Consider the following 16,266-nt stretch of genomic DNA (forward strand, 5'->3'; position numbering starts at 1 on the left):
CGACCGTGTTGCGACACGTTCCTTCTCATTTACGCGTTCTGCAAACGAAGAAAAAGACGACTGGTTTTTGTACCTGGGCTCGAAACGACGGAATCGATGAGGAACGCGCTCTCCGTGGCGATTGCCGCCCTCCTCGTAACCTCTCTCCTCCCACTGGCGTCGGTCGCAGCTGCGCCCGGTAGTGACTCGATCGTCGCGAGCCCGTCGGAAGCGAACACCGCCGTCGCACAGCAGACGGGCCCAGATGGAACGACTGAACGCCTCGGCCTCGAGGGGTCGGCCACCTCGGCCTATGCCGACCCGTCTCCCGATTTTGGGACGGCGCTCGCCGCGACTGACGACGAGTTGCGTCGCGAATGGGCCTTCCACGAACTCGAGTACAACTGGGACGACATCCCGGAGAACGAACGCCAGGACCGGATCGAGGCGTACAACGCCCAAATACTCGACAGGCTCGACGAACTGAAAGCGCGGGAGAGGGCGGCCGTTCGGGCGATGGCTGCCGGCGAGATCCCCGCCGATCGCGTACTAAGTACGATCGCGAGGAACGATCACGAAGCGGAGATCCTCCGGACGAACGTCGACCGCTTGGAGTCGTACGCGACCAGTCCGCGCGAATTTGGCTCGATGAGGCGGACGACGAAGGGGGCGATCGCAACACACGAGGGACCGGTCCGGGACGCGGCGTTTCAGATGTTCTCGGCTACGGGACAGACAAAAATTTTAACACCAATTCTCGTGGAATCTACTGAGTCGGGCGCCCTCGTCTCGTCGGTGACCGATGGGTCGTATCTCCGGGAAGTGAACCGGTACGATAACCGGGACCTCTCGCGCCCGAGACAGTTGGAGGGAATCACGGCCGGTACCGACCGGTTAGCCGAACTGTACCCATGGGCGCTTAGTCCGGAGGGCGATGCGACCGGCAAGTCCTACGACGAACTCCTTCCGCGCCACCAATTCACGTTCGAAATGTACCACACGCAGGGGCTGCTCCGCGTCCATCTGGATAGCGGAACGACCGATGTCTTCCGCGAGACGCAGGAACTCGAGCTCGCACGACTACCGATCGAGACGGCCGGGAGCTGGTCCGGAGAGTCAGCGACCGTCGAACTGAACGTGACACCGCGGGTTGGTCCGATCCAGTTCAACGTCACCGACTCGGAGACGGAGTCGCCACTCGACGCCACCATCCTCGTGGACGGCGAACCGGTAACACGGACGGGCGAGGACGGCGCCGCCTGGATCGTTCGGCCACTAGCCGAGTCGGAGATCGCTGTTCAGGTCGACGGCGAGACGATCCCCGTCGAACCCGACCCCTGAGCGCGGCCGGCGGTATCCGTTGCTGACGTCGATTCTTTGTATCATCGAACTTGGAGCATTGCGTCGGCCACGGCGCGACGGTCTCGTCCGCAGGTTGAAATACGAGGCGGCAGCCAGGGGGCCCGTGGTCGGACGCCCTCTCACCGGATGCGCTCGCCTTCGGTCGATATCGCCGGTCGTTGGTGTCATCGCGCTGGTCGCCCTGACAGTTTGTCTGGGCACCATCGTCGCCGTCGGTGTCGGCTCGGTCGAAATCGGTACCGAGTCGCCAGCGTTCGGCTTCGAGGCCACTGCCGAGAGTGCAACCGATCGAATCGTCCTCGAACACCAATACGGGGACGAAATCGACGTCTCGACGATCGACGTGGTAGTGACGGTCGACGGCGAGGCGCTGGCGGTCCAGCCACCGGTCCCGTTCTTTCAGGAAGACGGATTTCGAGGCGGACCGACCGGTCCGTTCAACTCACGGGCGGATTCTCGGTGGGGTGTCGGCGAGAGAGCGGGGTTCCGACTCGCGTCGACGAACGCGCCGACGATCGATCCGGGGGACGAAATCGTCGTCTCGGTCGAACGAGACGGGACACTGCTCGGGCAGGCGTCGACGGTTGCCGAGTAGTAGTGGGCGGCTTTTCTCCACGATACGCTTGGCCTCGTCGACCGTCACTCCGGCGCGCGCCCGACGGTGGTGATGGCGACCTCGGGGTCGTAGCTCGGCCCCATCAGGACGTGTTCGACATCCTCGAACCCGGCCTTGGTGAACATGCGATCGGCGTCGGCCTCGTCGTAGAAGAGCATGATGGCGTCGGCGAGTTTCTGGGTGATCGTGTGGTCGGGGTAGTTCGGCCCGACGACGAGCACCTGGCCGCCCGGGACGAGGACCCGCCGGATCTCGCGGAGGGTTCGCACCGGCTGGGGCCAGTACTCGATCGACCCCGACGACCAGACGATATCGAAGGTGTTCGAGGCGAACGGCAGGCGTTCGGCGTCGCCGAGGTGAAAGTCGACGGGCCCGCGTTTGCCAAACTTGCCGTAGGCCTGCTGGAGCTGGTGGGGGCTCTGATCCAGCGCGACGACGCGATCGACGTGTTCGAGGAGGCCCTCGGTTCCGAACCCGGTCCCGCAGCCGACGTCTAAGACCCGCGGTTCGTCGTCGAAGTCGAGCAAGTCGAGCGCCTCCGTGCGCATCTCCTCGTTCCAGATGAACGGGTTCACCCGGTCGTAGACCCGCGAGAGGTACTTGTAGAAGAACCGCGCGCGAGCTTTGTTCTCCAGAATTCCCATTACCAGCTACTGCTGTGGCGACCGCAATATGTCTGCTGATCGGTGCCAATCCAGGCCATGGGTCAACGCTGCTCGGTCGATCCCCGTCGAAGACGGCTGAACGGGCGGTACCATCGGGTACCGGCCCCTGCTCGGTCGTCGCGGATCGGTCGTCCGCTGCGTCGGCGATTGGCCCGGGCCAATGTGGTTTCGCAACTACCTTATACGGCGCCCCGCCAAAATCCGCACGATTCGACTATGCCGAGGCCAGAGGTTCTCGAACGGATACAGTCGGCGGAGACAGAAGCCGACGAGATCGTCTCCGAGGCGGCCGGAGACAGGGACGAACGCATCGCCGAGGCCCGGGAGCGCGCCGAGGAGATCCGCTCCGAAGCCGAGACCGAGGCTCGAGAAACCAAAGAGGCGCGTCTCGAGGAGGCCAGGAACGAGATCGACGCCGAGTGCGAGCGAATCCTCCGCGAGGGCGAGGCCGAACGCGAGGCTCTCGCCGACAGCGCGCGCGAGCAGGTCGACGAGGTGACCGACTACGTCGTGAGCCTGCTCCAGGAGGAAGTCGATGTTCAGGCCTGAACGGATGGCGAAAGTCTCGGTGACGGGTGCGCGGGCAGTCATGCCCGACGTCATCGAGACGCTGCACGAACTCGGCCTCGTCCACCTCTCGGACTACGACGGTTCCTGGGACGGGTTCGACAACGGTGATCCGATCGAGGGGGCCGAGGAAGCCTCCGAGAAGCTCGTCACGGTTCGAGCCCTCGAAAGCACGCTCGACGTGACGGCCGAGGACGTTGCGCCCCAGTCGACGCTGCCGGACGACTGGGAGACGAAACTGGCGGACCTTCGCGACCGCGTCAACGAACTCGACGACGAGGGAAGCGCGCTTCGCGACGAACGGCGCGAGGTCGCCGATCGTATCGACCGCCTCGCACCCTTCGCCGCCCTCGGCATCGATCTCGACTTACTCTCCGGGTACGAGAGCATCGATCTCGTCGTCGGCGAGGGCGATCGAGCGGAGATCGAAGCCGAACTCGAGTCGGCCGCAGAGATCCGCGCGTTCGAGACGTTCGCCACCGACGGCGTCGTCGCGATCGCCGCAGCACCGGCGACCGACGACGCGCCCACCGAGGCCGACACCCGCGGGCTCGTCGCCGACGCGCTCGTCAGCGTCGAGTTCACGAACTACGAGGTGCCCGACGTCGACGAGACGCCGGCGGCGTACCTCGAAGACCTCGAGACACGCCGCGACGAACTCGATCGCCGGCTCACCGAGATCGAGACCGAACTCGCAGACCTCGCGACCGATCGCGGTCCGTTCCTTCGGCGTGTCGAGCGCGAGCTCACGGTCGACGTCGATCGCGCCGAGGCGCCACTTCGCTTCGCCACGACCGAGCACGCGTTCGTCGCCGAGGGCTGGATCCCGGCCGAACGATTCGACGCCTTCGAGGCCTCGCTTCGCAACGCGGCCGGCGAGAGCGTCGAGATCGAGGAACTCGAGATCGCCGACTACGAAGAACACGCCCACGCCCACGGCGACGCGCACGAGGTGGGTGACTCCGACGAGAAAGATCGCGCGGAAACCGGCGACCGAGAGACGCAGTCGCCGGAGTCGGCGGCCGAGGAGGAACCGGAACCGGCCAAAGCCACAGACGGCGGGACGACGGTCTCCGGCGCGTCCGGCGCGGTGACCATGGACGAAGATCCGCCGGTCGTGATGGACAACCTCACGCCGGCGAAGCCGTTCGAGATGATGGTCAAGATGGTCGGCCAGCCCAAGTACAGCGAGCTGGATCCGACCTTCCTCGTCTTCCTCACGTACCCGATCGCGTTCGGGTTCATGATCGGTGACATCGGCTACGGGCTGCTCTATATGGCCCTCGGCTACGGGCTCTGGAAGGGCATGGACTCGAGTGCCGGCAAAGCGCTCGGGACGATCGGTATCTGGGCCGGCGCCTTCACCGCCATCTTCGGCTACCTGTACGGCGAACTGTTCGGCACGCACCTCTCGTACCTCGGCATCGAGGGATTCCCGCTCATGGAATCGCTCGCGAAGGGGCTCCAGTCCTCGGAGTGGGCCCTGTTCTGGATCGTGATCAGCCTCGTGTTCGGCCTGATCCACCTGAACCTTGGCTTGCTCATGGGCTTCGTCAACGAACTCAAACACGGCCTGAAGGCGGCCCTCTACGAGAAGTTCTCGTGGATCCTCGGGATGAACGGCCTGTTCATCTGGATCTTCTCCCACCAGGACGCCGGGAGCTTCGATCACGGCGTGGGATTCCTGCCGGGAGACATGACCTTCGGTAGCATGAAGCCCACGTTCCTCGCAGGGGCGACTAACGAGGCCGTCCTCTACGACTACCTCGGTTTCGCCGGGTTCCCCGAACTCGTCGGTATCCTCGGCTTGATCGCGATGTTCGTCGGCCTCGTGATGGTCGGCATCGGCGAGGGAGCGACCGGCCTCGTCGAATCGCCGGCCTGGATGTTCGGGCACGTCCTCTCGTACCTCCGATTGACTGCGGTGTTGCTCGCGAAGGCAGGAATGGCATTCGCGGTCAACCTGCTCGTCTGGGGTGGCTACTCCGACGGCCACGGCCACACGGTCTTCAACCTCCCGACGTACGACGTCTCGGGCTACGAGATGGAGTTCGTCGGCCTGATCCACCTCGGTGACGGCCCACTGATCTCGGCTATCGCGATCGTGGCCGGCATCCTGGTCCTGATCTTCGGGCACGTCCTCGTGTTGATCCTCGGGATCACTTCGGCGGGCATTCAGATGCTCCGCCTCGAGTGGGTCGAGTTCTACCAGAAGTTCTACGAGGGCGGCGGCGAGGAGTACGAGCCGTTCGGGCGTGACGTCGGCCAGACGGCCGACTGAACCCGGTCTCACTGCCCGCTCGTTTCGCGTCTGTCACCGACGCTCACAGCGGTCAAATTCTCCCGAAATCGGGCCACCCAGCTTTTAGCGGTATCGATTTCTTTCGAGGGATTTATGGGGTGTGCAGAGCCAGGTACGACTGTTCACAGCCAACTGAACGTGCGGACTTCATCCAATCATGATCGAAAACGTACCCGACCTACTCGACACGGCACTGCAGACGACCGAAGCGGCGACCAACGAAGCTGACGTCGAAGTGGCCTCGTACATGGCCGCTGCGGCGGCGGCGATCGGTGTCGGGCTCGCGGCGCTCGCCTCCGGCTACGCAGAGCGAGGCATCGGCGCTGCGGCCGTCGGCGCGATCGCCGAGGACCGTGACATGCTCGCGCCCGGCATTCTGCTGACAGTCCTGCCGGAGACGCTCGTCATTTTCTCCATCGTCGTCATCTTCCTGGTCCAGTAAGCGACCACCTCTCACAATGAGTTTGGATACTGTCGTAGCGGATATTCGAGAGGAAGCCCACGCGCGTGCGGAGGAACTCCGCGAAGAGGCCGAGACTCGCGCCGACGAGATCGTCGCCGACGCCGAGGACGACGCTGCGGAGATCCGCGAGCAGGCCGAACGGGAGGCCGACCGCGAGATCGAGCAGCTGCGCGAACAGCGCCTCTCCAGTGCGCAACTCGAGGCCAAGCAGGAGCGTCTCGAGGCGCGCCGCGACGTGCTGGGCGACGTTCGCGAGGCCGTCGAGGAGGAGCTTACCTCCCTCGACGGTGACACTCGCGAGGAACTCACCCGAACGCTGCTTTCGGCTGCAAGCGACGAGTTCGAGGCCGGTGACGACGTGCGCGTCTACGGTCGTGCCGGAGATCAGGAGCTCCTGGAATCCATCGTCGACGACTACGACGGCTACGAGGTGGCCGGCGAGTACGACTGCCTCGGCGGCGTCGTCGTCGAAAGCGAGGGATCGCGAGTCCGGGTCAACAACACGTTCGACTCGGTCCTCGCAGACGTCTGGGAGGACAATCTCCGCGAAATCAGCGAGCAACTGTTCGAGCAATGAGTGCAGGTGCCTCGAATCCGGAGTTCGTCAACGCACGCGTCCGGTCACGCAGAGCGACGCTGTTCGCCGACGAAGACTACCGGAAGCTGATCCGGATGGGGCCGAGCGGTATCGCGCGGTTCATGGAAGAGCGCGAGTACGAAGACGAGATCAACGAACTCGGCGCACGCTTTTCGGGCGTCGACCTGATCGAGTACGCCCTCAATCGCAACCTCGCGAAACACTTCGACGACCTGCTCGACTGGTCGGAGGGGCGGCTGTACGACCTGATCGCCCGGTATCTGCGCAAGTTCGACGTCTGGAACGTCAAGACGGTTATTCGGGGCATCTACACGGACACGCCGGCCGAGGAGATCCGCACGGATCTCATCCGCGCCGGCGAGCTCGACGACGCCCTGCTCGACCGACTCGTCGACGCCGGCGAGATCGAAGACGTGATCGAACTGTTGAACCGGACGATCTTCTACGAGCCGCTGTCGGCCGCGTTCGAGGTCTACGAGGAGTCCGGTACGCTCGTTCCGCTCGAGAACGCCCTCGACCGGACGTTCTACGAGCGCCTGCTGGCCGACCTCGGTCGCCCGCAGGAGGGGCCCGAAGCGATGTACGTCGAGTTCCTGCAGGCCGAGATCGACTTCCGGAACGCCCGGAACGCGCTCAGGCTCGCCCGAAGTGGAGCCGACCTCGATCCGTCGGCGTTCTACATCGAGGGCGGTACCCTGTTCACCGAGTCGGAACTGAACCGACTGGTGAACGATCGCGACGAACTCGTCACACACATCACCGAGGATCGGACGTACGGTGACCGCCTGTCGACCGCACTCGATCAACTGCGCGAGGCCGACAGCCTCATCCAGTTCGAGCACGCCCTCGACGCGGCGCTGCTCGAGTACTCGGACCGACTCTCGAGCATCTACCCGGTGTCGGTATCGGCGGTGCTCTCGTACATCCTCGCGAAAGAACGAGAGGTCGAGAACATCCGCGCCATCGCGCGCGGTCGCGAAGTCGGCCTCTCCGAAGCGGAGATCGAAGACGAACTGGTGGTCCTATGAGCCAGGAAATCGCCGTCGTCGGCAGCCCGGAGTTTACGACTGGATTCCGACTCGCCGGCGTCAGACGGTTCGAAAACGTGGCCGACGACGACAAGGACGACGAACTCGACGACGCGGCCGAGCGAGTTCTCGACGACGGTGTCGGTATCGTCGTCATGCACGACGACGACGTCGAGCACCTCTCGCGGGGCGTCCGCGAGCGCGTCGAAACGAGTGTCGAACCCGTCGTCGTCACGATCGGCAGCGGTACCGGCGGCAGCGGACTGCGCGAGCAGATCAAACGCGCGATCGGGATCGACCTGATGGAGGAAGAAGACTAGTATGAGTCAGGCAACAGATACAGAGACCGTCCAGGAGGACGGTGTTATCGACAGCGTGAGCGGTCCCGTCGTGACCGCCACGGACCTCGACGCCCGGATGAACGACGTCGTCTACGTGGGCGACGAAGGGCTGATGGGCGAGGTTATCGAGATCGAAGGAAACGTCACAACGATCCAGGTCTACGAGGAGACCTCCGGGGTCGGCCCCGGAGAGCCCGTCGAGAACACGGGCGACCCCCTCTCCGTCGACCTCGGACCGGGGATGCTCGACTCCATCTACGACGGGGTCCAGCGCCCGCTCGACGCCCTAGAGGAGAAGATGGGATCGGCGTTCCTCGACCGCGGTGTCGACGCACCGGGTATCGACCTGGAGGAGACCTGGGAATTCGAACCCAAGGTCGACGAGGGCGACATCGTCGAGCCCGGCGACGTCGTCGGCGTCGTTCCGGAGACCGTCACCATCGAACACAAGGTGATGGTCCCGCCCGACTCCGAGGGCGGCGAAGTCGTCGCCGTCGAGTCCGGCGAGTTCACCGTCGAGGAGACGGTCGTCGAACTCGACACCGGCGAGGGGATTTCGATGCACCAGGAGTGGCCGGTTCGGACCGCCCGTCCAGCCGCCGAGAAACGCACCCCGACGGAACCGCTCGTCACGGGTCAGCGGATCCAGGACGGCCTCTTCCCCCTCGCAAAGGGTGGGACGGCCGCGATTCCGGGACCGTTCGGCTCCGGCAAGACCGTCACCCAGCAGCAGCTGGCCAAGTGGTCCGACGCGGACATCGTCGTCTACATCGGCTGTGGCGAGCGCGGCAACGAGATGACCGAGGTCATCGAGGACTTCCCGGAACTGCCGGACCCGCAGACCGGGAACCCGCTGATGGCCCGGACGTGCCTCATCGCCAATACGTCGAACATGCCCGTCGCCGCGCGTGAGTCCTGCATCTATACGGGAATCACGATCGCGGAGTACTACCGCGACATGGGCTACGACGTCGCGCTGATGGCCGACTCCACCTCGCGGTGGGCCGAGGCCATGCGCGAGATCTCCTCCCGACTGGAGGAGATGCCCGGCGAGGAGGGCTACCCGGCCTACCTCGCCGCGCGACTGGCGGAGTTCTACGAGCGCGCCGGTCGATTCGAACTGCAAAACGGTGGCGAAGGATCCATCTCGGTCGTCGGCGCGGTGTCGCCACCGGGTGGGGACTTCTCCGAGCCGGTCACCCAGAACACGCTGCGCATCGTCAAGACGTTCTGGGCGCTGGACGCAGACCTCGCCGAGCGTCGACACTTCCCGGCGATCAACTGGGACGAGTCCTACTCGCTGTATCGTGGCCAGCTCGATCCCTGGTTCACGGACAACGTCGCCGGCGACTGGCCGGATATCCGCCAGTGGGCCGTCGACACGCTCGACGAGGAGGCGGAACTGCAGGAGATCGTCCAGCTCGTCGGCAAGGACGCGCTGCCGGAGGACCAGCAGCTGACCCTCGAGGTCGCGCGCTACCTCCGCGAGGCGTGGCTGCAGCAAAACGCCTTACACGACGTCGACACCTACTGTGAACCCGAGAAGACCTACCAGATGCTCGGGGCGATCAAGACGTTCAACGACGAGGCCTTCGAGGCACTCGACGCTGGCGTCCCGGTCGACGAGATTCAGGGCGTCGACGCCGCACCGCGGCTGAACCGGATGGGTACGGCCGAGGAGTACGACGAGTTCATCGACGAGATCGAAGCTGATCTCGCCGAGCAGCTCAGGGGGTTGTACTAACATGAAGGAGTACCAGACGATCACGGAGGTCAGCGGACCGCTGGTCTTCGCCGAGGTCGACGAAGCCGTCGGCTACGACGAGATGGTCGAGATCGAGACGCCCGCCGGCGAGACGCTGCGCGGGCAGGTCTTGGAGTCGAGCGAAGGGCTCGTCGCGATCCAGGTGTTCGAGGGGACCGAGGGGATCGACCGCAACGCGTCGGTCCGCTTCCTCGGCGAGACCATGAAGATGCCCGTCACCGAGGATCTCCTCGGACGGGTGTTAGACGGCTCCGGGAACCCGATCGACGGAGGACCGGAAATCGTTCCGGACGAACGGCAGGACATCGTCGGCGAGGCGATCAATCCCTACTCCCGGGAGTACCCGGAAGCGTTCATCCAGACCGGTGTCTCCGGTATCGACGGCATGAACACGCTCGTGCGCGGCCAGAAGCTCCCGATCTTCTCGGGCTCCGGCCTGCCGCACAACGATCTGGCGCTGCAGATCGCGCGCCAGGCCTCTGTTCCGGAAGAAGACGAGGAAAGTGACGACGGAGACGACGATGGCTCCGAGTTCGCGGTGATCTTCGGTGCGATGGGGATCACGCAGGAAGAGGCCAACGAGTTCATGGAAGACTTCGAGCGCACCGGCGCGCTGGAGCGCTCGGTCGTCTTCATGAACCTCGCGGACGACCCCGCCGTCGAGCGGACGGTCACGCCGCGACTGGCGCTGACGACCGCCGAGTACCTCGCGTTCGAGAAGGACTACCACGTCCTGGTCATCCTCACCGACATGACCAACTACTGTGAGGCGCTGCGCGAGATCGGCGCCGCACGCGAGGAGGTCCCGGGTCGCCGTGGCTACCCCGGATACATGTACACCGACCTGGCCCAGCTCTACGAGCGGGCGGGTCGGATCGAGGGCCAGGAGGGGTCGGTCACGCAGATTCCGATCCTGACGATGCCATCCGACGACATCACCCACCCGATCCCGGACCTGACCGGCTACATCACGGAGGGTCAGATCATCGTCGACCGATCCCTGAACAGTCAGGGTGTCGAGCCGCCGATCGACGTTCTGCCGTCCCTGTCCCGTCTGATGGACGACGGGATCGGCGAGGGCCTCACCCGTGGGGATCACGGCGACGTCTCCGACCAGCTCTACGCCGCGTACGCGGAGGGTGAGGACCTGCGCGACCTCGTGAACATCGTCGGTCGCGAAGCGCTCTCCGAGCGTGACAACAAGTACCTCGACTTCGCCGAGCGGTTCGAAGCGGAGTTCATCCAGCAGGGCTTCGACACCAACCGGACGATCGAGGAGACGCTCGGCGTCGGCTGGAAGCTCCTCTCGATGCTCCCGAAGTCGGAACTCAACCGCGTCGACGAGGAGTTCATCGACCAGTACTACATCGAAGACGAGAGCGAGACGGTCGAAGCGTCCGCGGACTGATCGCTCGCGGCTTTCCGTTCTGCTGTCGGTTTCGAACGCGTTGGACCGATGCGTCGCTAGTCTCGAACGGTTGCTATCAGTTCAATCAGTCCCAGCCGACACCATCGTCGCGTTCGTCATTCGGCCGATCGTCCGGTGACCCTTCCTTCGTTCCGCGTCCGCCCTGTTCGATCGCGCGCCGTTCGGCCTCCCCCCGGTCCATCACTGGCGGATCGGCGGTTTCTCTCTCGATCAGCCACCAGAGACAGAGGAACGCGGCGAGCGAAACGAAGAGAAAGGCGACCAGCGTCGCGGCTACCATATACATACGTGTCAACTCGACCGGCAAATACTTTGTTCTCTGGTGAGAACTGGCGGCTATGGAGGACGGAGAACGCGGCTGTCCGAAGTGCGGGCACACGAAGACGGAGACGGACAAGATCTCGACGACGGGTGGTGGGCTCTCCAAGATGTTCGACATCCAGAATCGAAGTTTCCAGGTCGTCAGTTGCACCAATTGCGGCTACTCGGAGCTGTACCGAAACCAGTCTTCGGGTAATATGATCGATCTGTTTCTGGGGTAAGTCGGCGTTGGTGTCGGGTGGTTCCGGACGCGGTCGGACGTCGTCGCTGGCCCGTCTCCGGCACATCTGAAAACAGTTATCCGCTTGGGTGCGAAAGGTCTCGGTAAGATGGCCACCGACGTCAAACCGACCCGCAAGGAGTTGATGGCGATCGAGGATCGCATCGAACTCTCAGAGCGGGGCCACGGCACGCTAGAGCAGAAGCGCGACGGCCTCATCATGGAGTTCATGGACATCCTCGATCGCGCGCAGGACGTCCGGGGCGAACTCACTTCGGACTACGAGGAGGCCCAGCGGACGATCAACATGGCCCGTGCGATGGAGGGCGACGTCGCGGTACGCGGTGCCGCCGCGGCGCTGCAGGAACACCCCGAGATCACCACCGAGTCGAAGAACATCATGGGTGTCGTCGTCCCGCAGATCGAGTCCTCGCGCGTCTCGAAGAGTCTGGACCAGCGCGGCTACGGGCTCATGGGCACCTCGGCCCGTATCGACGAGGCCGCCGAGGCCTACGAAGACCTCTTAGAGAGCATCATCCTCGCCGCCGAAGTCGAGACGGCGATGAAGAAGATGTTAGAGGAGATCGAGACCACGAAACGTCGTGTCAACGCTCTCGAGTTCAAACTGCTTCCCGACCTCTACGAGAGCGAGGAGTACATCGAGCAGAAACTCGAAGAGCAAGAACGCGAGGAGATCTTCCGCATGAAGAAGATCAAAGACAAGAAAGAGGCCGAAGAAGCGGAGGCCGCTGCCGAGGAAACCGATCCGTTCGTCGACGCCGACGTCCAGGAATCCGTCGCCGGCGGCGACTGAGTTCGCACGACTCGCGTCCCCGATTTTTCTCTTCTATGGATTGCCCGTGTACCGTCGACCCAGTCGTCTTCACCGTCACCGAGTCACTTCGGGCGTGTGCGCCTGACGAGGCGGCTGTGGCGGCGATCTGCCCTCGCTGTCTGACCGTCGCTGCAGTTCCGGACGCGTCGTCGCCCGAGCCCGATTTCTCCCGGATCAGTGTGGCTTTCCCGGACGGTGAGGGTGCTATCGCGCTTGCGCTCGCGCTGGGACTCCTGGATTCGCTGGCGCTGAACCGGTCGGCGATCGAATCGGCGCTAGATGCCGCCGAGCGGGCTGGCACCGACACGCTGCTGGTGATCGATCGGCTGATCGACGATCCTGACGTGGAGCCGGCGATCGATCTGGAGCGCCGTCGGGACAAACTCGAGAGTCTCCTGTACTGACCCGCGGGGTCGATCAGCGCCCGTCGAGGAATTCGTCGAGGATCTTCCGTTCAGCCGTGCGGACGTGCTGATGGAAGGTTGCGGGGCTGATATCGAGCGTCTCGGCCACGTCTTCGCCGGAACTGTCGCGCGGCCACTCGAAGAAGCCGGCGTAGTACCCGGCTTTCAGGGCCGCCAGCTGGCGCTCGGTGAGCGCCGATTCGAGGACCGACGAGACGTCGTCTTCGGTCAGGCGCCGTTTCGTCTTCTGGCGTCTGGTTACCGGTTCGATGCCAGGGTAATTGTCGCGAAGGCCAGCGATCAGGCGGGACACGTCGGCGCCAGGCGGGAGGTGAACGCGGGTAAACAGGTCGCCATCGACGAGCTGCACGTCGTCGACGTAGCCGCCGTTGGCGGCGACGACGGAGGGGATCGGTGCGTTCGCGAGTGTGATTTCGAAACTCGCCTCGTCGCCATCGGTCGAGATAACCTCGTAGGACTCGTACTGGGGCGTTTCGTCGGCGTCTACGAGTGCTTCGACGGCGGCCAGACCGCCGTCACTGGCGGTTCCGTAGAGGACGTACGAATCGTCGCCGACGGGGACCGTCTGGTGGAACTCGGCCGTGCCTGATGGGGAGTGACTCAGTCCGAGTGTCTCGAAGAAATCTCGACACTGTAGGCCGATTTCGATAATGTCGTCGCTCATCATCGCCCGTTTGCGTTCCGCGGCGGAGATGGCGTGGCCGACGGTCTCGCCCAGTTGGCCGATGACTGCTCGTTCGTCCTCGTCGAAGGCGTCGTCTCGGTCGGTGTAGAGACAGAGCAAGCCGTACAGCGTCGATTCGTGGCAGATCGGGATCGCGACACAGCCCGAAAAGCCGTGTCGAGCGGCGACCTCCCGCCAGGGTTCGAACGTGGGGTCCGCCTGGACGTTGGGGCAGGTCTGGACCTCTCTCGTTCGGACGGCGCGGGCGGCGGGTCCCTGTCCGAGGGGCGATTCCGGATCGGTGGAGATCGTCACTTCGTCGGCGTAGCCGTCGAAACCGCGTTCGATGCGCGGCTGTAGTTCCGATCCCGTCGGGTCTACTTCGGCGATGCAGGCACCGGCGTAGGCGTCCGACTGGACGAGTTTGGTACAGACCGCGTCTTCGATCTCGTCTCGCGTCGACCCTTCGAGCGCAGCGGCGGTCACGTCGCTAACGATATCGTGAAGATCGTTCAAGATCGCCAGCCGTTCTTGCTGGCGGGCGAGCGTCTCCTCACGAGCGTTTCGATCACGGTCGTCTCGGACGATTCCGACGGCACCCAGAAGTGCACCCGCGTCGTCGGTCCACACGCCGAACGCCGTCGTGACGGGGACCGTCGTTCCGTCGACGCGCTCCAGTTCGAATTCGAGCGAGAGGTCGGTCGTCGTCGTTTCGTCCTCGGTCGCGCGGAGCCGGGCGTCGAGTTGTGTCGTGACGTTTCCGGGGCCGATCGACGACAGTGGCCGTCCCTGAACCTCCTCGCGGTCGGAGCCCAGGAGGGCGGTGAACGCGTCGTTGACCGCGACGAGCGTACCGTCGGCGTCGATCTCGAAGACTGGCTCGCCGATTACCTCGACGACACGCCGGGCCAGCGAGCCGGTTGCCTCGAACGGCCCTCGATCGTTGGTGGATCGCTCCCACCAGAGCCGTTTACCGCCGTCGATCGATTTCGAATCGAGGACGCCCGCTTTGGCGAGCGCCGCCAACTGATCGGCGACGACCGTCGGATCGCGACCGACCGCGTCGGCGACTTCACCCGTCGAGAGCGGCTCACCGGGTCCGGCCGACGAAAACACCGCTCGAACGTCGGTGTCTCCATTTTCCTCGCCAGCCGGTGATGACATATGACCATCGTATACGGTCACGGGTTTAAGAATTCCGTCGGCGGCGTCGGCCGTGTCGCTGTCTTCGGCACCCATCTGCAGCTGGTCGTGAGCGAACAGGGGGCGGTGGGCGGAGCACTCGCGAGAATCGAGAGCGGGCGATGATCGATCGGACGATTATACCAAGGTGCCGGAACGGTCGACCGTGACGAGATGGATGGACGGACGAACCGAGAGCGGTCGATGGGCGGTAGGAACGACGGGGTAATGGGGCTCTTAGACGCCGGTCGAGTACCGGAGGATGCCGGCAAAGCCGCCGAAGGCATCGTAGAGTTGCTCGCCTTTCTCGAAGTCCGTCGAGATGAACTTCGTCTCCGTGCCGCGCTGTTCGGCGATCTCGATCAGGTGTTCGATCGCGTCCTCGCGTTCGGCGTCGTCGGCGTCCACTTCCGTCCCACACTCGCTACAAGTGTGATCGGTTGTCGATTTGCGCCGGTCGACGACCTCGCGGTCGGTGGTGCCACAGTCGGGACACTCGTAACTGATGACGTCCTTGCGGAGGTCCTCGCTGATCAGGAGCCGTTCGACGGAGCCCATCACCAGATTTCGCCGGGTCTGTTCGAACCCGTAGGTGGCCAGCTCGCCGGCGTTGAGTTCCTCGAAGAAGGTCTCCATCTGGCGCTTGTCTTTCATTACCTCCGCGTCGGCCAGCGCGTCCTGGGCGTTGTCGACGAGTTCGCGGAGCCCCGACTCGTCGGTGTAGGAGACGTCGAACTTGCCAATGACGGAGTCTTGCAACTCGTGGTGGAGGTAGTCGCCGTCCAAGAACTCCTCTTTGGTGGGCGAGGGGCCGCCGACGAGGATACCTTCGATCTCGTGGCGTTCGGGGACGAAGAGGTCGTTCGCCATGCCCGCGACCTCCTGATAGAAGTTGTCGATCGCCTCGAGTCGGAGGCGGGCGAATCGCTGGGCCGACTGGCCCCCTTTGCGCTGTTTCCCGGGGACGAGCGAGGAGGCGGACTTGACCGGCTCGATTCGCTTGCCCTTCAGCCAGCCGACGTTCGCTTCCCGCCGATCGAGGACGACCAGGCCGTACAACCCCTGGTCGGCCAGCATATTATCGAGCGGTTCGGTGAGAAAGTCCGAGTCACAGTGATAGCGGAAGGATTCGACCGGCTGGGGCGGTCCCTCCAGGACCTGGGTGACCATCTCGGTCCGGCCGCCGCCGGAGTCGACGGCCCCCGAGAACAGGACCATCCCGTTGTCAGGGGGATAGGTATCGTAGTACTTGAGGCGGTCTTTGATGCTCGTCAACGCGTCCTGGACGTTCGTCCGAGTCTGCTTGGACTTGATGTTCGAGGCCTCGGAGTGCTCCTGGGTGACGTGTGCGACGACGTCACTGATCTGGCGATCGTCGGGGACGTAGATCGTTACGAGCTGGGTCCCCGACCCCTCGTAATTTTTGAGGTCCTCGATCACCTTCCGGAACTCGTATTTCTTCCGGTCGGTTTGGCCCTCGGCTCCCTCGCTACTCATTGTCCAA

General features: G+C 64.2%; 17 protein-coding genes. 13 read left to right on the top strand and 4 right to left on the bottom strand.

Going from position 1 to position 16,266, the window contains the following annotated elements; translation table 11 throughout:
- The first annotated feature begins 96 nt into the window (after positions 1–96).
- Both C479_RS11475 and C479_RS11480 read left to right on the top strand, forming a co-directional pair.
- Positions 97–1,320 carry a DUF7096 domain-containing protein gene (locus tag C479_RS11475; protein ID WP_007702550.1) on the top strand — a complete coding sequence of 408 codons (1,224 nt, stop codon included), beginning with the start codon at positions 97–99 and terminating at the stop codon, positions 1,318–1,320.
- A gap of 124 nt (positions 1,321–1,444) precedes the next feature.
- Complete coding sequence (locus C479_RS11480; protein WP_007702553.1) at positions 1,445–1,936, top strand: type IV pilin; 492 nt, start codon at positions 1,445–1,447, stop codon at positions 1,934–1,936.
- 44 nt (positions 1,937–1,980) lie between these two features.
- On the opposite strand, the gene C479_RS11485 is transcribed toward C479_RS11480, so the two are convergent.
- Positions 1,981–2,601 carry a methyltransferase domain-containing protein gene (locus tag C479_RS11485; RefSeq protein ID WP_007702558.1) on the bottom strand — a complete coding sequence of 207 codons (621 nt, stop codon included), beginning with the start codon at positions 2,599–2,601 and terminating at the stop codon, positions 1,981–1,983.
- Between the two features lie 237 nt (positions 2,602–2,838).
- Here C479_RS11485 and ahaH point away from each other — a divergent pair, with 237 nt between their 5' ends.
- The 8 genes from ahaH (at position 2,839) to C479_RS11525 (ending at position 11,094) form a co-directional block, all read left to right on the top strand.
- Positions 2,839–3,171 carry an ATP synthase archaeal subunit H gene (gene ahaH / locus C479_RS11490; RefSeq protein ID WP_007702560.1) on the top strand — a complete coding sequence of 111 codons (333 nt, stop codon included), beginning with the start codon at positions 2,839–2,841 and terminating at the stop codon, positions 3,169–3,171.
- A complete protein-coding gene (locus C479_RS11495; protein WP_193788372.1) occupies positions 3,158–5,470 on the top strand; it encodes a V-type ATP synthase subunit I in 2,313 nt (770 codons plus the stop codon). Before ahaH ends, C479_RS11495 begins: the two co-directional genes overlap by 14 nt.
- 178 nt (positions 5,471–5,648) lie before the next feature.
- On the top strand, positions 5,649–5,933 hold the full coding sequence (locus C479_RS11500) for a hypothetical protein (RefSeq protein WP_007702565.1): 285 nt from the start codon (positions 5,649–5,651) through the stop codon (positions 5,931–5,933).
- A 16-nt stretch (positions 5,934–5,949) separates the two neighbouring features.
- Positions 5,950–6,531 carry a V-type ATP synthase subunit E gene (locus tag C479_RS11505; RefSeq protein WP_007702567.1) on the top strand — a complete coding sequence of 194 codons (582 nt, stop codon included), beginning with the start codon at positions 5,950–5,952 and terminating at the stop codon, positions 6,529–6,531.
- Positions 6,528–7,580: a V-type ATP synthase subunit C gene (locus C479_RS11510; protein WP_007702570.1), complete on the top strand. Its 1,053-nt coding sequence runs from the start codon at positions 6,528–6,530 to the stop codon at positions 7,578–7,580. Before C479_RS11505 ends, C479_RS11510 begins: the two co-directional genes overlap by 4 nt.
- A complete protein-coding gene (locus C479_RS11515; protein WP_007702573.1) occupies positions 7,577–7,900 on the top strand; it encodes a V-type ATP synthase subunit F in 324 nt (107 codons plus the stop codon). Before C479_RS11510 ends, C479_RS11515 begins: the two co-directional genes overlap by 4 nt.
- A 1-nt stretch (position 7,901) precedes the next feature.
- Positions 7,902–9,665 (top strand): ATP synthase subunit A, encoded by a 1,764-nt coding sequence (locus C479_RS11520; RefSeq protein WP_007702576.1) that lies wholly within the window; start codon positions 7,902–7,904, stop codon positions 9,663–9,665.
- A 1-nt stretch (position 9,666) separates the two neighbouring features.
- Positions 9,667–11,094 carry an ATP synthase subunit B gene (locus tag C479_RS11525; RefSeq protein WP_007702578.1) on the top strand — a complete coding sequence of 476 codons (1,428 nt, stop codon included), beginning with the start codon at positions 9,667–9,669 and terminating at the stop codon, positions 11,092–11,094.
- An 85-nt stretch (positions 11,095–11,179) separates the two neighbouring features.
- Here the strand turns inward: C479_RS11525 and C479_RS11530 are convergent, their stop codons facing one another.
- Positions 11,180–11,395, bottom strand: a complete 216-nt coding sequence (locus C479_RS11530; protein ID WP_007702580.1) for a hypothetical protein — start codon at positions 11,393–11,395, stop codon at positions 11,180–11,182.
- A 58-nt stretch (positions 11,396–11,453) separates the two neighbouring features.
- Here C479_RS11530 and C479_RS11535 point away from each other — a divergent pair, with 58 nt between their 5' ends.
- The 3 genes from C479_RS11535 (at position 11,454) to C479_RS11545 (ending at position 12,895) form a co-directional block, all read left to right on the top strand.
- Positions 11,454–11,657 carry a zinc ribbon domain-containing protein gene (locus C479_RS11535; protein ID WP_007702582.1) on the top strand — a complete coding sequence of 68 codons (204 nt, stop codon included), beginning with the start codon at positions 11,454–11,456 and terminating at the stop codon, positions 11,655–11,657.
- Between the two features lie 108 nt (positions 11,658–11,765).
- Positions 11,766–12,470: a V-type ATP synthase subunit D gene (locus tag C479_RS11540; RefSeq protein ID WP_007702584.1), complete on the top strand. Its 705-nt coding sequence runs from the start codon at positions 11,766–11,768 to the stop codon at positions 12,468–12,470.
- A 35-nt stretch (positions 12,471–12,505) separates the two neighbouring features.
- Entirely contained in the window at positions 12,506–12,895 is a 390-nt protein-coding gene (locus tag C479_RS11545; RefSeq protein WP_007702587.1) for a DUF6276 family protein, read from the top strand.
- A gap of 13 nt (positions 12,896–12,908) precedes the next feature.
- On the opposite strand, the gene C479_RS11550 is transcribed toward C479_RS11545, so the two are convergent.
- Positions 12,909–14,744, bottom strand: a complete 1,836-nt coding sequence (locus C479_RS11550) for a bacterio-opsin activator domain-containing protein (protein ID WP_241430188.1) — start codon at positions 14,742–14,744, stop codon at positions 12,909–12,911.
- A 255-nt stretch (positions 14,745–14,999) separates the two neighbouring features.
- On the bottom strand, positions 15,000–16,259 hold the full coding sequence (gene prf1 / locus C479_RS11555; RefSeq protein ID WP_007702591.1) for a peptide chain release factor aRF-1: 1,260 nt from the start codon (positions 16,257–16,259) through the stop codon (positions 15,000–15,002).
- Between the last annotated feature and the right edge of the window lie 7 nt (positions 16,260–16,266).

Origin of the sequence: Halovivax asiaticus JCM 14624, assembly GCF_000337515.1 — an archaeon.
Lineage (GTDB): Archaea > Halobacteriota > Halobacteria > Halobacteriales > Natrialbaceae > Halovivax > Halovivax asiaticus.

Coding starts and splice junctions, on each gene's coding strand:
- C479_RS11475 (WP_007702550.1), top strand. CDS start 97: ATGAGGAACGCGCTCTCCGTGGCGATTGCCGCCCTCCTCGTAACCTCT.
- C479_RS11485 (WP_007702558.1), bottom strand. CDS start 2,601: ATGGGAATTCTGGAGAACAAAGCTCGCGCGCGGTTCTTCTACAAGTAC.
- ahaH (WP_007702560.1), top strand. CDS start 2,839: ATGCCGAGGCCAGAGGTTCTCGAACGGATACAGTCGGCGGAGACAGAA.
- C479_RS11495 (WP_193788372.1), top strand. CDS start 3,158: ATGTTCAGGCCTGAACGGATGGCGAAAGTCTCGGTGACGGGTGCGCGG.
- C479_RS11500 (WP_007702565.1), top strand. CDS start 5,649: ATGATCGAAAACGTACCCGACCTACTCGACACGGCACTGCAGACGACC.
- C479_RS11505 (WP_007702567.1), top strand. CDS start 5,950: ATGAGTTTGGATACTGTCGTAGCGGATATTCGAGAGGAAGCCCACGCG.
- C479_RS11510 (WP_007702570.1), top strand. CDS start 6,528: ATGAGTGCAGGTGCCTCGAATCCGGAGTTCGTCAACGCACGCGTCCGG.
- C479_RS11515 (WP_007702573.1), top strand. CDS start 7,577: ATGAGCCAGGAAATCGCCGTCGTCGGCAGCCCGGAGTTTACGACTGGA.
- C479_RS11520 (WP_007702576.1), top strand. CDS start 7,902: ATGAGTCAGGCAACAGATACAGAGACCGTCCAGGAGGACGGTGTTATC.
- C479_RS11525 (WP_007702578.1), top strand. CDS start 9,667: ATGAAGGAGTACCAGACGATCACGGAGGTCAGCGGACCGCTGGTCTTC.
- C479_RS11530 (WP_007702580.1), bottom strand. CDS start 11,395: ATGGTAGCCGCGACGCTGGTCGCCTTTCTCTTCGTTTCGCTCGCCGCG.
- C479_RS11535 (WP_007702582.1), top strand. CDS start 11,454: ATGGAGGACGGAGAACGCGGCTGTCCGAAGTGCGGGCACACGAAGACG.
- C479_RS11540 (WP_007702584.1), top strand. CDS start 11,766: ATGGCCACCGACGTCAAACCGACCCGCAAGGAGTTGATGGCGATCGAG.
- C479_RS11545 (WP_007702587.1), top strand. CDS start 12,506: ATGGATTGCCCGTGTACCGTCGACCCAGTCGTCTTCACCGTCACCGAG.
- C479_RS11550 (WP_241430188.1), bottom strand. CDS start 14,744: ATGTCATCACCGGCTGGCGAGGAAAATGGAGACACCGACGTTCGAGCG.
- prf1 (WP_007702591.1), bottom strand. CDS start 16,259: ATGAGTAGCGAGGGAGCCGAGGGCCAAACCGACCGGAAGAAATACGAG.